The 15488-nt window shown below is 64.7% G+C and carries 13 protein-coding genes; 6 read left to right on the forward strand and 7 right to left on the reverse strand.

What is annotated here, in order from left to right; translation table 11 throughout:
- Positions 1-19: 19 nt before the first annotated feature.
- Genes otsB through otsA form a run of 3 tightly spaced genes read left to right on the forward strand, consistent with a single transcriptional unit; the run spans position 20 to position 4028 of the window.
- On the forward strand, positions 20-826 hold the full coding sequence (gene otsB, locus HDE78_RS06575; protein ID WP_255457675.1) for a trehalose-phosphatase: 807 nt from the start codon (positions 20-22) through the stop codon (positions 824-826).
- The gene (locus HDE78_RS06580; RefSeq protein ID WP_179477737.1) at positions 823-2628 is read left to right on the forward strand and encodes a glycoside hydrolase family 15 protein; all 1806 of its coding nucleotides are present in this window, start codon (positions 823-825) and stop codon (positions 2626-2628) included. The genes otsB and HDE78_RS06580 overlap by 4 nt, the downstream gene beginning before the upstream one ends.
- Positions 2625-4028, forward strand: coding sequence for an alpha,alpha-trehalose-phosphate synthase (UDP-forming) (gene otsA, locus HDE78_RS06585; protein ID WP_179477738.1), 1404 nt, complete (start codon positions 2625-2627; stop codon positions 4026-4028). Before HDE78_RS06580 ends, otsA begins: the two co-directional genes overlap by 4 nt.
- Here otsA and pgeF read toward each other — a convergent pair.
- Both pgeF and rluD read right to left on the reverse strand, forming a co-directional pair.
- A complete protein-coding gene (gene pgeF / locus HDE78_RS06590) occupies positions 4019-4786 on the reverse strand; it encodes a peptidoglycan editing factor PgeF (protein ID WP_179477739.1) in 768 nt (255 codons plus the stop codon). The genes otsA and pgeF overlap by 10 nt on opposite strands.
- A 24-nt stretch (positions 4787-4810) precedes the next feature.
- Positions 4811-5785, reverse strand: coding sequence for a 23S rRNA pseudouridine(1911/1915/1917) synthase RluD (rluD, locus tag HDE78_RS06595; protein WP_179477740.1), 975 nt, complete (start codon positions 5783-5785; stop codon positions 4811-4813).
- 92 nt (positions 5786-5877) lie between these two features.
- Between rluD and HDE78_RS06600 the strand changes: the two genes are divergently transcribed.
- Entirely contained in the window at positions 5878-6711 is an 834-nt protein-coding gene (locus HDE78_RS06600; RefSeq protein ID WP_255457676.1) for an outer membrane protein assembly factor BamD, read from the forward strand.
- 76 nt (positions 6712-6787) lie between these two features.
- Here the strand turns inward: HDE78_RS06600 and HDE78_RS06605 are convergent, their stop codons facing one another.
- Both HDE78_RS06605 and HDE78_RS06610 read right to left on the reverse strand, forming a co-directional pair.
- Complete coding sequence (locus tag HDE78_RS06605; RefSeq protein WP_179477742.1) at positions 6788-8410, reverse strand: NAD+ synthase; 1623 nt, start codon at positions 8408-8410, stop codon at positions 6788-6790.
- Between the two features lie 70 nt (positions 8411-8480).
- The gene (locus HDE78_RS06610) at positions 8481-9098 is read right to left on the reverse strand and encodes a LysE/ArgO family amino acid transporter (RefSeq protein ID WP_179477743.1); all 618 of its coding nucleotides are present in this window, start codon (positions 9096-9098) and stop codon (positions 8481-8483) included.
- 128 nt (positions 9099-9226) lie between these two features.
- Here HDE78_RS06610 and HDE78_RS06615 point away from each other — a divergent pair, with 128 nt between their 5' ends.
- The gene (locus tag HDE78_RS06615; RefSeq protein ID WP_179477744.1) at positions 9227-10147 is read left to right on the forward strand and encodes a LysR family transcriptional regulator ArgP; all 921 of its coding nucleotides are present in this window, start codon (positions 9227-9229) and stop codon (positions 10145-10147) included.
- A gap of 102 nt (positions 10148-10249) precedes the next feature.
- On the opposite strand, the gene sucD is transcribed toward HDE78_RS06615, so the two are convergent.
- The gene (gene sucD / locus HDE78_RS06620) at positions 10250-11125 is read right to left on the reverse strand and encodes a succinate--CoA ligase subunit alpha (protein WP_179477745.1); all 876 of its coding nucleotides are present in this window, start codon (positions 11123-11125) and stop codon (positions 10250-10252) included.
- Positions 11126-11140: 15 nt separating this feature from the next.
- On the reverse strand, positions 11141-12385 hold the full coding sequence (sucC, locus tag HDE78_RS06625) for an ADP-forming succinate--CoA ligase subunit beta (protein WP_255457677.1): 1245 nt from the start codon (positions 12383-12385) through the stop codon (positions 11141-11143).
- A gap of 235 nt (positions 12386-12620) precedes the next feature.
- Between sucC and HDE78_RS06630 the strand changes: the two genes are divergently transcribed.
- Positions 12621-14216 (forward strand): HAMP domain-containing sensor histidine kinase, encoded by a 1596-nt coding sequence (locus HDE78_RS06630; RefSeq protein ID WP_345776037.1) that lies wholly within the window; start codon positions 12621-12623, stop codon positions 14214-14216.
- Positions 14217-14252: 36 nt separating this feature from the next.
- Here the strand turns inward: HDE78_RS06630 and HDE78_RS06635 are convergent, their stop codons facing one another.
- Complete coding sequence (locus HDE78_RS06635) at positions 14253-15212, reverse strand: LacI family DNA-binding transcriptional regulator (RefSeq protein WP_179477916.1); 960 nt, start codon at positions 15210-15212, stop codon at positions 14253-14255.
- Positions 15213-15488 lie beyond the last annotated feature (276 nt).

The raw sequence follows: 15488 nt of genomic DNA on the forward strand, positions 1-15488 counted from the left end.
AAATTGCTACGGTGCAGCAATGGACACATCAAACGCTCGATCCGATCTGATGGAACAGACGCCGCTGCCCGCGCCGCCGCTGCCTTCCGGCGACACACGATGGGCGCTTTTTCTGGACGTGGACGGCACGCTGCTGGATTTCCGGGACGATCCACGCAGCGTCAGCGTCAGCAACGATTTATTGTGCTTGCTGCACGCGCTGCATGAAGCGCTGGGCGGCGCGCTGGCGCTGGTCAGCGGGCGCGCACTGGACGATCTGGACCGACTTTTCGGAAAACCTCAATGGGCGGCGACGGGCCTGCACGGGCTGGAACTGCGACGTGCCGACGGCAGTTTTCGCCGGATAACGGTGGACGGCGAACAGCAGCAGCGCATGCATGAGGCCACGGCGGCGCTTGCCGGCCGCTTCGAAGGCGTGGAGCGCGAGGACAAGCAGATGGCGGTTGCCCTGCATTGCCGCCGCGCACCGCAGCAGTTCGAGCACTTGCGCGATGCCGCTGTCGACATGATCGGCCAGCTGCCCGGCTATGAGCTGCAGCCTGGCAATCTGGTGATCGAATTCAAACCGGCCGGCATGGACAAAGGTCGCGCGGTGAGCGAATTGCTGGCCAGCGCGCCTTTTGCCGGCCGGCTGCCGGTGTACCTGGGCGACGATCTGACCGACGAGCACGCCTTTGCCAGCGTCCACAAAAGAGGCGGCGTCGGCATTTTGGTCGGTTCGCCCCGCGTCACGCACGCGTTCTTTTCATTGTCCGGCCCTGCTGCGGTGGCGGCCTGGCTCGCTAGCGTCCTTGACGCACTCTCGCGAGGAACCTCCGAAATATGACGACCTACCCGCCGAACGACCTACCCGCCAGCCTTGAGCTCGGCGTCATCGGCAACGGCAGCATTGCCGCACTGATCGATCCACACGGCAGCATCGTCTGGTGCTGCCTGCCTCGCTTCGATGCCGATGCCAGCTTCTGCAAGCTGCTCTCGCCGAAGATCGGCGGCGGCGAGTGGGCCATCGAGCTGGAAGACTTCGAGCGAGCGGAACAGCGATATCTGCCGAACACCGCCGTGCTGGTGACCAAGCTTTTCGACAAGCACGGCGGCGCCATCGAAATCGTCGACTTCGCCCCGCGCCACCGTTCGCTCGGCCGCGTCTATCACCCGGTGATGCTGGCACGAAAGGTGAGCCCGCTCAGCGGATCGCCGCGCATTCGCATCAAGCTGCAGCCGCTGTGCGACTACGGCGCGCAGCCGGCGGCAACCACCTCCGGCAGCAACCATATCCGCTACATCCTCAGCGAGGTCACCCAGCGCCTGACCAGCGACGTGGCCACCCCGCTGATCGAACGCAGCCTGCCTTTCAGCCTGGATCGCCCGGCGCATTTTGTTTTTGGTCCGGATGAAACTCTGAGCGAAAGCCCGGCGGATTTCATTCATCGCGCGCTGGAGCGCACGCAGGCGTACTGGCGCGACTGGGTGCGCAGCCTGTCGATTCCCTACGAGTGGCAGGACGCGGTGATCCGCGCCGCCATCACGCTGAAGCTGTGCCAGTACGAGGCGACCGGCGCCATCGTGGCGGCGCTCACCACTTCCATTCCCGAAGCGCCGGGCACCGCCCGCAACTGGGATTACCGCTACTGCTGGCTGCGCGACTCGGCTTTCACCGTGCGCACGCTCAACCGGCTCGGCGTCACCAGCACCATGGAGGACTACATCCGCTATGTCTTCAACCTGGCCGTGGTCGAGGGCGACGACGAAGTCGGCCCGGTCTTCGGCATCACCTTCGAGCGTGAGCTGCACGAGCGCCAGGTCGAAGGGCTGGCCGGCTATCGCGGCATGGGTCCGGTGCGCGTGGGCAACGACGCATGGCAGCAGCGGCAGAATGACGCCTACGGCTCGGTCGTGCTGTCGTCGGCCCAGCTGTTTTTCGACCGCCGCATCGAGCACCGCGGCGACGCCATCATGTTCAAACGGCTCGAACGCATGGGCACAGCCGCACTGCGCATGGCCGAACAGACCGACGCCGGTTTGTGGGAATTCCGCGGGCGCGCCTCGGTACATACCTACTCGGCAGCGATGTGCTGGGCGGCCTGCGATCGGCTGGCGCATATCGCCACCGAGCTGGGCCTGGACGACCGCGCGCGCTACTGGCATCACGAAGCGCTGGAGCTGCATGCGCGTATCGAGGCACGCGCGTGGAATGAAAAGCTCGGCTATTTCGTCGATGCGTACGACGGCGAAAACCTGGACGCCAGCCTGCTGCTGCTGGCGAACATCGGCTTTGTCGAGGCGACCGATCCGCGCTTCGTCGCCACGGTGGATGCCATCGGCGCCGCGCTCGGCCGCGGCAATTACCTGTTTCGCTATATCGCGCCGGACGATTTCGGCACGCCCGAAACCGCTTTCAACATCTGCACGTTCTGGTACATCGAGGCGCTGGCCGCCACCGGTCGCGAAGAGCAGGCGCGCGCCATGTTCGAAAACATGCTGAGCAAGCGCAATGCGCTGGGCCTGCTGTCGGAAGACTTGGCACCGGGCAGCGGCGAACACTGGGGCAATTACCCGCAAACCTATTCGCTGGTCGGTCTCATTCAGGCGGCCATGCGTCTGTCGCGTCGCTGGGAGGAAGCGCTATGAGCGATAAGAAGCCCGGTCGCCTGGTGGTAATTTCCAACCGCATCGCGCTGCCCGGAGAAACCTCCACCGGCGGCCTGGCGTCCGCCATGCAGGCCGCCCTGCAGGAGCATGGCGGGCTGTGGTTCGGCTGGAGCGGCAAGGTGTCCAGCGAGGAAAAGCTCAACCAGATCACTCACGAGTCCATCGACTACGCGACCTTCGATCTTTCGCGTCAGGATCACGACGAATTCTACGCGGGGTTCGCCAACCGCACGCTGTGGCCGCTGCTGCATTATCGTCTCGACATGGTCGATTACCAGCGTAGCCATCTGGACGGCTATATGCGCACTAACGCGCTGTTCGCCGATCATCTGGTGAAGCTGCTCAAGCCGGACGATATCGTCTGGGTGCACGACTATCATCTAATTCCCGTCGCCTCGATGCTGCGCGAGCGCGGCGTAAAAAACCGGATCGGCTTTTTCCTGCACACGCCGCTGCCGCCGGCCGCGCTGCTGATCGTGCTGCCCAAGCACCGCGCGCTGCTGGAGACGCTGGCCAGCTACGACCTCGTCGGCCTGCAAACGGCGCGCGACCTGCGCGCGCTGGAAGATTATTTCCTGCACGAGATCGGCGGCGCGATGCGCACCGGCGGCCGGCTGCGCGCCGCCGACGGGCGCAGCTTTCGCGCAGCGGTGTTTCCCATCAGCATCGACACCACGCTGGTCGCCCAGACCGCCAGGGAGGCCGAATCGCTCGATGAAATCAAGCAACTGCACAGCAGCCTGGCGGATCGCGCGCTGATCATCGGCGTAGACCGGCTCGATTACTCCAAAGGCCTGCCCGAGCGCTTTCTGGGCTACGCGCATCTGCTGGAACGCGCGCCCGAGCTGCACCGGCAGATCACCTTTCTGCAGATCGCGCCGACCTCTCGTGGCGTAGTGCCGCAGTACCAGCAGATACGCCGCGACTTGGAGCGCAGCGCCGGCCACATCAACGGCATGTACGCTGCGCCGGACTGGGTGCCGATCCGGTACGTCAATCAGTCCTTTCCGCACAGCGTGCTCACCGGCTATTACCGCAATGCGCGCGTGGGTTTCGTCACGCCGCTGCGTGACGGCATGAACCTCGTGGCGAAGGAATATGTCGCCAGCCAGGATCCGAAAGATCCCGGCGTACTTGTGCTCTCGCGCTTCGCCGGCGCCGCGTTCGAACTGCCCGAGGCCTTGTTGATCAATCCGGCCGATACTGCCGAGGTTGCCGACGCGCTGGAGCGCGCGCTGAAAATGCCGCTCAAGGAACGCAAGCGCCGCTGGCGAGCAATGATGGACGTGCTGGAAAAACACGATCTCACCGCGTGGCGCAACAACTTTCTCGCGGCGCTGACGGATATCCACGCCGAACCGACCGAGGCTCAGGCCTGAGGCAAAGCTTTCTCGCGCTCCAGCCAGATCAAACTGCCGAACCGTCCGCTGCGCTCGCCGTCGCGCCGGTAGGAATAGAAGCGTGGGTCGGTGAACGTGTCGAAGCCGCCGCCGTAAACACGCGATACGCCGGCGGTCTGCAGCCGAAGACGCGCCAGTGCGGTCAGATCGCACAGCCAATGGCCGGGGCGCGTCGCGGCGAAGCACGACGCGGCGGACGGGTCGAATTCGACGAAGGCGGTAAGCACCTCTTCGCCCACTTCGTACGATGGCGCACCGATGCACGGCCCCAGCCACGCGAGAATGTTTTCCCGCGCCGCGCGCAGCCCGGTGAGGGTTTCTTCCAATATGCCGTTCGACAGGCCACGCCAGCCGGCATGGGCGGCGGCGATTTCGCGACCGTCCGTGGTGCAGAAAAGCACCGGCAGACAATCCGCCGTGAGAATCGCCAGCACCGTGCCCGGCAGATGCGAAACGGCCGCATCCGCCTGCGGCTCATCCGCGCTGGGCAACGGCCCGAGCTCCGCCACCGTCGTGCCGTGCACCTGACGCAGCCAGCGCGGCGCGGCCGGCAGCGCCAATGCCTGCTGCAAGCCACCGCGATTGGCCTGCACCGTATCGACGGCGTCGCCGCTGCGCAAACCGAGGTTCAGACGATCGAACGGCGCCGCCGACACCCCGGGGCCGTGCCGCGTGGTGACCACCGCACGGACAGTAGGCGGCGCAGGCCAGTCTGGAAACACCCAGCTATCGATCATCGGAAAGCTGTTCGGCCATAGTGCTCAATAATCGTCGGCACCGTGCGCGGCCAGATCGGCCCGCAGTGCCTCGATCAGCGTCAGCTGGTCGGCGGGGCGCTCTGCGCTGAACGAGAGCGTTTCTTCTGTTACCGGATGCACGAACGATAGCCGCTCGGCGTGCAGCGCCTGCCGGCGAAAACCGCGCAATACGGCGATCAGCTCGGGCGAGGCGCCCTTGGGCAGCTTCAGGCCACCGCCGTAGAGCGGATCGCCCAGCAGCGGGTGGTTGATATGCGCCATGTGTACACGGATCTGATGCGTACGGCCGGTTTCCAGCTGGCACTGCAGCAGGCTGTGGGCGCGGAAGCGCTCGCGCAGGCGGTAATGCGTGACCGCGTGCTTGCCGTCCTCCTCGTCGCGCACGGACTGGCGCAGGCGGTCGCCCATGTGCCGACCGATCGGTGCGTCGACGGTGCCGCCGGAGACCATCGTGCCCAGCACTACCGCTTCGTACTGGCGCTCCACCTCATGCCGGGACAGCAAATCGACTAGGGCGGTGCAGGTCGGCAGGGTTTTCGCCACCACCATCAGGCCGGAGGTGTCCTTGTCCAGCCGATGCACGATGCCGCCGCGCGGCAGCTCGGCCAGCTTGGGGTCGTGATGCAGCAGCGCATTCAGCAGGGTACCGGCGGGGTTGCCGGCGCCAGGATGTACCACCAGCCCGGCCGGTTTGTTCAGCACCAGCAGGTGCTCGTCCTCATGCACGATCTCCAACGCGATCGCCTCCGGCTCGCTGGTGACCTCGGCCGCCAGCTCCACCTGCAGCCGCACCTGCTCGCCGCCGCGCAGCAGCTGGCGCGGCGGCGCCTGGGCGCCGTCCAGGGTCACCGCGCCGGACTTGATCCAGCCGCTGAGCCGCGAACGCGAGTAGTCGGGGAACATCTCGGCCAATGCCTGGTCGAATCTGCGTCCCGCGGCGGTCAGGGGGACGTCCGCCTCGTGCCGTATGGTGGTCATGGCCGTCCCCACGGGCTGTGGCCGGTTTCGGCTATCATGCCTCTTCGATCAAACATCTGAATTCTTTTCCCATGCGTGTAATGAAACTGCCGATGACCCAATTGCGTGTTTTCAAGGTGCTGGTCGTGCTCGCGTTTGCGGTGTCGATGAGCGCGTGCTCATTGTTCCATCATAAGCGCGACACGCTCGATACCCTGCCGGTGGATGCGCTCTACAACACCGCGCACGATTCGCTGGAAAACTCCGACTACGCGGCTGCGGTCAAGGCCTACCAGCGCCTGATCGCCCGTTTCCCGTCCGGCCCGTACAACGAGCAGGCCCAGATCGACCTGGCCTACGCGCAGTACAAGAACAACCAGATGGAAGACGCGTACTCGACGATCAACCGCTTCATCAAGACCTACCCGGCCAATAATCACATCGATTATGCCTATTACCTACGCGGCCTGATCAATTTCGATCGCACCAGCGGCGTCATCGAACGCTATGTTTACCGCGAAAACGGTCAGGCACGTCGCGACCAGGGTTACAACCTGCAGTCGTTCGACGACTTTTCCGAGCTGACCCGTCGCTATCCCGACAGCGCTTATGCCGCGGACGCGCGCCAGCGCATGATCTATCTGCGCAACAGCCTGGCCGAGTTCGAGATCGATGTGGCCGAGTTCTATCTGCGCAACAAAGCCTACATCGCTGCAGCCGACCGCTCGCAGTATGTCATCGAACATTACCAGCAGGCGCCGCAGACCGGCGACGCGCTGGCCATCCTCACCCGCAGTTACCTGGCGCTCGATCACAAGGAGCTGGCCGACCAGACCCGTCAGGTGCTCGCTTTGAACTACCCGAATCATCCCTATCTGAAAGATCCCAAGTGGCCGCACGCGCCGTCGACGTTGCGCAAGATGGTGCCGTTCTCCGGCCATTATTGAGTCAGCCATTTGTCCGACATGAAAAAGCCGGCGAGCGATCGCCGGCTTTTTCATGTCCTTAGTACCAGATGTACCTTCAGCGCCAGCCGGAGGTGATCGGATAACGCCGCTCGCGACCGAAGGCGCGCCGGGTCACGCGCGGCCCCGGTGCCGACTGGCGCCGCTTGAACTCGTTGGCCAGCACCAGCCGCGCGACTCGGCGCACCGTCTCGGCATCGAACCCGGCTGCGACGATTTCCGCCTGCGACTGCTCGTCTTCGATAAAGCGTTCGAGGATCGCATCGAGCTCGTCGTAGGGCGGCAGCGAATCCTGATCGGTCTGATCCTCGCGCAGTTCGGCCGAAGGCGGCCGTTCGATCACCGCCATCGGGATGAACTCCGCGCCGTCGGGCCGAGTGTTGCGCCAGCGCGACAGCTTGTAGACCTCGGTCTTGTAGACGTCTTTGAGCGGCGCATAGGCACCGCACATATCGCCGTACAGCGTGGCATAGCCGACTGCCATCTCGCTTTTGTTGCCGGTCGCCAGCAGCAGCCGTCCGTGCTTGTTGGACAGCGCCATCAGCATCACGCCACGGGTGCGCGACTGCAGGTTTTCCTCGGTCGTATCCGCCGGTTTGCCGGCAAACGCCGGCGTCAGCGCATCGATAAACGACGCATAGGTCGGCTCGATCGAGATCACGTGATAGTCGACACCGAGCAGCTGCGCCTGTGCGCGCGCGCCGTCCAGCGACAGCTGCGAGGTGTAGCGCATCGGCATCATCACGGCGGTGACGCGATCGGCGCCCAGCGCATCGACCGCCAGCGCCAGCGTCAGTGCCGAATCGATGCCGCCGGACAGGCCCAGCAGCACGCCGCCGAACCCGTTCTTGTCGATGTAGTCGCGAATGCCGCGCACCAGTGCCGCATAGAGAATCGCCTCGTGCGAGGTATCGGTGGCTTGCGGCCAGTCTTCGGCCACCAGGGTGCGCGTCTTCGAATCGAACTGCGCCCACAGCAGCGCTTCGGCGAACGCCGGTGCGCGGCCCGCGATGCGACCGTCGCCGTTCACCAGCAGCGAAGCGCCGTCGTAGACCACCTCGTCCTGACCGCCGATCACGTTGACGTAGGCAATCGCGCAGCCGGTTTCCAGCGCCCGCGCCGTCAGCACGGCTTCGCGGGTCGACTGCTTGGCATCGTCCCAGGGCGAGGCGTTGATCACGACGATCAGCTCTGCGCCGGCAGCCGCGGCCTTGGCTGCCGGTTCAGGCATCCAGACGTCTTCGCAGATCAGCAGCCCCACGCGCACGCCGTCGATAGTGACCACCACGCTTTCATGGCCGGGGCGAAAATAACGCTTGTCGTCGAACACGCCGTAGTTCGGCAGCGCCTGCTTGTGCGCAGTGACTTCGATGGCGCCTTCGCGCAGCAGGCTGGCCGCGTTGAATACCTCGCCCTCGCTGTGCGGATGACCGACGATCACCGCCGTGCTCGACGTCGCTGCAGCCAAAGCCTGCAATTCGCTCTCGCAGGCGGCGAGAAAGCTCGGCCGCAACAGCAGATCCTCCGGCGGATAACCGCTCAGCGACAGCTCGGGAAACGCGATCAGCGCCGCACCCTGCGCCTGCGCTTCATCGATGAGGCCGCGCATGCGCTTCGCATTGGCGCCCACGGCACCGACCGAAAAATCGAATTGCGCCAGCGCGAAGCGTAAGGTGGTCATGCCCAAAAGATCCGACGTCGAATGCAGAAGCGCATGATAACCGAGCGCCGCACCGCCACGGCGGCGCCGCTTAGCCGAAAAGACCGAGCAGCACGGCCGCCAGCAGCAGCATCAGTACGGCGACGAAGGCATCCAGCAGTCGCCAGGCCAGTGCGCTGCGAAACCAAGGCAACAGGAATCGCGCACCAAATCCCAAGCTGATGAACCAAGCCACGCTTGCCGTCGCGGCACCAGCGGCAAACCACCAGCGCGCCGCACCCACGTAATGCGTGGACACCGATCCCAGCAACACCACGGTATCCAAATAGACGTGCGGATTGAGCAGGGTGAAGCCCAGGCTGGCCGCAACTACGCGCCAGCGGGTGCCATCGATATCGCTGCCTGCAGGCTGCAGTCCGGATGTGCCACGACAGGCACGCCACGCGGCAAGCAAGCCGTAGCCGAACAGAAAGATAGCGCCGATATAACGCAGCCATTGCAGCAGGCCCGCATGTTGCTGCACCACCAAGCCCATGCCAGCGACGCCTAGCAGGATCAGCGACATATCCGAGAGCGTGCAGATCGCCACCACCAGACCGACATGCTGCCGCTGCAGCCCCTGCCGTAGCACGAAGGCATTTTGCGCACCGATCGCAATGATCAGGCTGGCGCCGGTCCCGAGACCAGCCAGATAAGCCGTGGATGACATGGTGACTTCCTTCAGGTAAACCGCAATCTGGGGCAGTGCAAAGCATCAGTAAAGCTAAATATTTTTCAGCTACATTAGATTTACTTAAGCTAATGACAGCGCATCGGCGCACGCCGAAGGCATCCTTGATGACCCTGTTGAATCCCCAGCTCACCGCCTTCGCCGCCGTGCTTGCCGAAGGCAGCTTCGATGCCGCCGCCCGACGACTGTCGCTGACGCCCTCCGCCATCTCGCAGCGGATCAAGGCGCTGGAGGATCGGCTGGGCCAGGTGCTTATCCTGCGCCGCCTGCCATGCCGAGCCACCCCAGCCGGACAACGCCTGTTGCGCAGCGTGCAGCAGATGCAATTGATGGAAGCCGAAACGCTGGGCGAGTTTGCCGCGACCGATCCGGCAAACCGGGCAGCCTCGACCATGGCGATTGCCGCGAATGCCGACTCGCTGGCCAGCTGGCTGCTGCCGGCGCTGGCGGAGCTGCACGCGCGGCACGGCATGCTGTTCGACATCCGAACGGAAGATCAGGACCACTCGGCCGATTTATTGCGCGACGGCTCGGTGCTGGGTGCGATCACGGCCGATGCCAAGCCGGTGCAGGGCTGCGCGGTGAAAAAGCTCGGCGTGATGCGTTATCTGCCGATCGCCTCGCCGGCCTTCGTCGAAAAGTATTTCAGCGACGGTCTCAATGCCGCGGCGCTGGGCCAGGCACCCGTATTGATCTTCAACCGCAGGGACGCCCTGCAGACGCGATTCATGCGCGCTGTCACGCGCGCCAAGCTGGCGCCGCCCATTCACTACATACCGTCATCGACCGCGTTCATTGAAGCGACCGCGCTAGGACTCGGCTGGGCGATGGCGCCCGCAGCCATGCTCGCCGGGCCGCTAGTCAGCGGCGCCGTGCAAACGCTGGCGCCCGAGCGCTGGCTGGACGTACCGATGTACTGGCAGCACTGGACGATCCGCTCGCCGGCCCTGACGCAACTGACCGGTGCGCTGCTGCGCGCAGCGGCCCAAGACCTGCAGATTTCCGACGGCACAAGGCACCGACGCTAAAGCCATCGGTATAGCCATGCCCGGCACCCATAAAAAAAAGGCCGCGGCATGACCGCGGCCTTTCGTGTCACCAAACGGCGGCGACTTGGCTTAAGTGTCGACTTACTTGGACATCAGCTTGGCGAGCGTCTTGCCCAGATCGGCAGGCGACTTCACCGTGGTGACGCCGGCCTTTTCGAGCGCGGCGAACTTCGCCGCGGCCGTGCCCTTGCCGCCGGAGATGATCGCGCCGGCGTGGCCCATGCGCTTGCCGGCCGGCGCCGAGGCGCCGGCGATAAACGACACCACCGGCTTGGTGACGTACTCGCCGATGAACTCGGCGGCGTCTTCCTCGGCCGAACCGCCGATCTCGCCGACCATGATGATGCCCTCGGTCTGCGGATCGTCCTGAAACAGCTTCAGGCAGTCGATGAAGTTCAGGCCGTTGATCGGATCGCCGCCGATGCCGATGCAGGTGGACTGGCCCAGGCCTTCATTGGTGGTCTGGAACACGGCCTCATAGGTCAGCGTGCCGGAGCGCGACACGATCCCGACCTTGCCCGGCTTGTGGATATGACCTGGCATGATGCCGATCTTGCATTCGCCCGGGGTGATGATGCCGGGGCAGTTCGGCCCGATCAGCACGATTTCCGGATGCTGCGCCAGCACGTTCTTCACGCGCAGCATGTCCAGCACGGGAATGCCTTCGGTGATCGCCACGATCACCTTGATGCCGGCATCGATCGCTTCGAGGATCGAGTCGGCCGCGAACGGTGGCGGCACGAAGATCACCGACGCGTCGGCACCGGTTTCCAGCACGGCTTCATCGACCGAGTTGAAGACCGGCAGACCGATGTGCTCGGAACCGCCCTTGCCCGGGGTCACGCCACCGACGACCTTGGTGCCGTAATCGATCGCCTGCTCGGCGTGGAAGGTGCCCTGCTGGCCGGTGAAGCCCTGCACGATGACCTTGGTGTTTTTGTTGACGAGAACGCTCATGCTTGCATGTCTCCCTTAAGCCTTGGCCGCAGCCACGGCCTTTTGCGCCGCGTCGTTGAGATCGTCGGCCGGCGTGATCGCCAGTCCGGAGTTGGCCAGCAGTTCGCGGCCCTTCTCGACATTCGTGCCCTGCAGGCGAACGATGACGGGGATCTTCAGGCCCACTTCCTTCACGGCGGCAATGATGCCTTCGGCAATCAGGTCGCAGCGCACGATGCCGCCGAAGATGTTGACCAGGATGGCCCTGACCTTATCCGACGACAGAATCAGCTTGAACGCCTCGGTCACGCGCTCCTTGGTCGCGCCGCCGCCGACGTCCAGGAAGTTGGCCGGCTCGCCGCCCGCCAGCTTGATCACGTCCATCGTGGCCATGGCCAGACCCGCGCCGTTGACCATGCAGCCGATGCTGCCGTCCATCGTCACGTAGTTGAGGTTGTTCTGCACCGCGGCCGCTTCGGCCGCGTCTTCCTGGGTCAGGTCGCGCATGGCGCCCAGATCCGGATGACGGAATTCCGCGTTGTCGTCCGAGTCGACCTTGCCGTCGAGCGCGGCCAGCGTGCCGTCTTCGAGCACGGCGAGCGGGTTCAGCTCGACCAGGGCCAGATCCTTTTCGTTGAACAGCTTGTACAGGCCCAGCATGATCTTGGTCAGCTGATTGACCTGCTTGCCGTTGAGGTCCATCGCAAAACCGAGCTGACGGCACTGATACGGCTGCAGGCCTTCGACGAAGTCGATGACGATGGTATGGATGTCTTCCGGCGTTTCCTTGGCCACCTGCTCGATGTCCACGCCGCCGTGCTTGGAGGCGATGAAGGACACCGACTTGCTGTCGCGGTCGACCAGGATCGACAGATACAGTTCCTTGGCGATATTGGTCGCATCGGTCACCAGCACCAGGTTCACCGGCAGCGCACGGCCGGCCGACTGGTAGGTTTCCATGCGGGTGCCGAGCATGCCTTTGGCTGCAGCGCGGACGTCGTCGAAGCTCTTGCAGAACTTGACGCCGCCGGCCTTGCCGCGGCCGCCTGCGTGGATCTGCGCCTTGACCATCCACTGCGAACCACCAAGATGCTTGGCGGCGTCGACAGCGGCGTCGGGGGAATTGGCAACCTTGCCCGGCGGCACGGCGATGCCGTACTGCGCGAACAACTCTTTGGCTTGGTACTCGTGGAAATTCATTCGATACCTCGAGCGAACGGAGAAACATAAAGGCCGCACGCAAAACCACGCGTGGGTCGGGAGGGTCGGATGGCGGAGCATCGCGCTGGCGAGATGCGGGCTGCAGACTCGTCAGCGGGGGGAAACCGCGCTATTCGGCCGCCTATTTTCGCGGAAGCCGGCGGCAATGGAAAGAGCCGGCGCGTTCCGGCCGTCACGCATGGCGTTTTGATGCGCCTGCCCGCCACTGCCAAGGCGGCGCGCGCGGCCTCGATCTCGCCTCTATACTCACGCAAACCACCGCAGAGCATGCCCGCACGTGTCCAGCGCTCCATCCGTGACGACCAGCTACGCCGGCAACCAAACGATCCGCCACGAGCTCACGTTTCTCAACGTGTTCCGTGTGATCCAGGCGCTGGTCTACGTCGGCCTGGCCTTTACGCCCTTGGGGCTGGGCTGGTTTCAGCTCGGCAGTCTCCATTTTGCCGGTTACGTGGTCACGCTCTATCTGCTGTTCGCGCTGCTGTCGCTGGCGCTCAACCGCCGCAGCATGGGCTCTGTGACGCTGGCCGTGTCTGCCGCGCTGGTGGTCGACATCGCTGCGGCAGTGCTGGCCATTTCGGCGATGGACGACACGCGCATCGGCATCTCGATGATGCTGGCGGTCAACTTGTGCGCCGGCGCACTGATTCTGCCACTGCGGCTATCCAGCTTCTTCGCGGCGCTGGCCACCGTGGGCATTCTCGGCCACACCTTTCTGCAGGCCAGCCATGGCGGACCCGGCGATCGGGACCTGCTCGAATCGGCATTGTTTTGCCTGGCCTATTTCGCCGCCACCACCCTGTGCCACGTGCTGGGGCGCCAGCTGCGCGCGACCGAGGCGCTGGCGGAGCAGCGCAGCACCGACCTGGCCAACATGGCCCAGGTCAACGAGCTGATCATCCGACGCATGAAGACCGGCGTGCTGCTGGTCGACGACGCCAATCGCATTCATCAAATCAACGAATCGGCCTGGATGCTGCTGGGCAACCCCGGCGCCGATCAGCGCGACCTGGGCCAGCTGGCGCCCGAGCTGTCGCGGCGCCTGTATCACTGGATGACCTCGGGCAAGCTCGACGAAACCGCGACGCAACTGGCCGACGGCGTGCCCGAAGTGGTGCCGCGCTTCAGCCGCCTGGCGCCGAACGACGATTCGCACGTGCTGATTTTTCTCGACGACACCTCGCTGCTGTCGCGCCGCGCCGAAGAGCTCACGCTGACCTCGCTGGGCCGACTGTCCGCCTCGATCGCACACGAGATCCGCAATCCGCTGGCGGCGATCCGCTACTCGGCACAGCTGCTGGCCGAGTCCAAGAGCATGGATCAGACCGACCAGCGCATGGTCGAGATCATCAACAACCACTGTATACGGCTCAACGAAATCATCGAAAACATCCTGCAGCTGTCACGCCGCGAGCGCTCCCGACCGGAGACGCTGGATCTGGGCAACTGGGCGCAGCATTTCGTGGCCGAATACAGCGAAGGCAATGACCTCGGCGCCGACTCGCTGCGCGTGGTCGCCACCACCGGCGCGCCGGTGACGGCGGTGGCCGACCCGCAGCAGCTGCAGCAGGTAGTGTGGAATCTGGTACAGAACGCGCTGCGCTACGGCCGCTTGCCGGGCGAACCGGCGCGGGTGATGGTGGTGGCGCGCGCGGGCGAGCATGGCGTGCCGATTCTGGAAGTGATCGATCGCGGCCCGGGCATCGTGCCCAAGGTCGCGGCGCAGATCTTCGAACCGTTCTACACCACCAACGAATACGGTACCGGCCTGGGCCTCTACCTCGCTCGGCAGATGAGCGAGGCGAACCAGGCCGCACTGGAATACGTGCGCGTCGCCGGCGGCGGCAGCTGCTTCCGACTGATTCTGACGCCGGCAACCGGCTCGAAGTGATTCAAGCCGCGCGCGGCACGTGCGGCGCAGATTGCGCTAGGTCGAACGCACGATCAAGGTGACCGGCAGGGTTTCCGAGCTGGTCGAGTGGCCGTTGATCAGGGCCAGCACCTTGCGCGCCAACAGTGTGCCGCCTTCCTGCCAGTCCTGCCGCACCGAGCTGAGCGGCGGCATGAAGCTCGCACCCACCGGCATGTCGTCATAGCCGACGACCGAGACATCGCCAGGCACCGAATGACCCAACTCCATGGTCGCGCGGATCGCGCCCATCGCCAGCAGATCGCTACAGGCAAAAATCGCGTCGAAGGTCACGCCGCGCGCATGGAGCGAATGCACGGCGTCCATGCCCGAGTCGGGGGTGAACTCGTCGCGGCGCATCAGCAACGGCTTGATGCCGTGCAAGGCCAACGCATCGACGAACCCGTTCAAGCGCTCAAAGATTTCCGGATGGCTGGGGTTGCCGATAAATACCGGATGCCGCCGCCCCATCGCCACAAAATGATCGGCCACGATGGCCCCGCCCAGCCGGTTGTCGCCGCCGACCACGATCTGCGTATCGCCCTTGCCGCGCGAGCCCCACACCACCATCGGCAGGCCGAGCTTGTCGAAGCGGCGTACCGCATCCTGGTGCACACCCTGGCCCAGCAGAATCAGCCCGTCGGCGGCCTGCACCGCCGCCGCCGAAGCGCCCTGGCGCGTGGTCAGCAGCACACTGTATCCGGCCGCCGTGAGCTCCTGCGAGATGCCGCCGAGCAGCACCAGCGGATACGGGTCGAACATCGTGCGATCGATCGACGGCTTCATTTCCACGATCACCGCTACCGTATGACTGCGGCGCAAGCGCAGATTGCGTGCGCTGACGTTGAGCTTGTAGCCGTGCTCGCGCGCCAGCGCCTGAATCCGCTCGCGGGTTTTCAGGGTGACCAGCGGGCTGTCGCTGAGTGCGCGCGATACCGTGATCTTCGACACGCCGGCCAGCTGCGCCAGATCGGCCATGGTCAGGCTCATCGAACCCAGCGGGTCCGGCTGCTTCTTGCCCGTGCGACTCAAGTTTCCGCCCCCTGACCTGTGCTCGGCATCGTCGTATCGTCGCCCGTTTTCTCAACTGCTGGTTTGCCTGCGCCATTCGCCCATCCGATGGCGCGACGCAACAATGCCTTGCAGTTTGGCTACTTGCGACGCATTCGTCCATCACAGGCGGCCACAGCAGGTACCTGCGCTCAGCCCTTGCCTGTCACGGCATCTATTCCTCCGGCCGCCAGCCCATGTGCC

Origin of the sequence: Rhodanobacter sp. K2T2, from assembly GCF_013408815.1 — a bacterium.
GTDB lineage: Bacteria > Pseudomonadota > Gammaproteobacteria > Xanthomonadales > Rhodanobacteraceae > Rhodanobacter.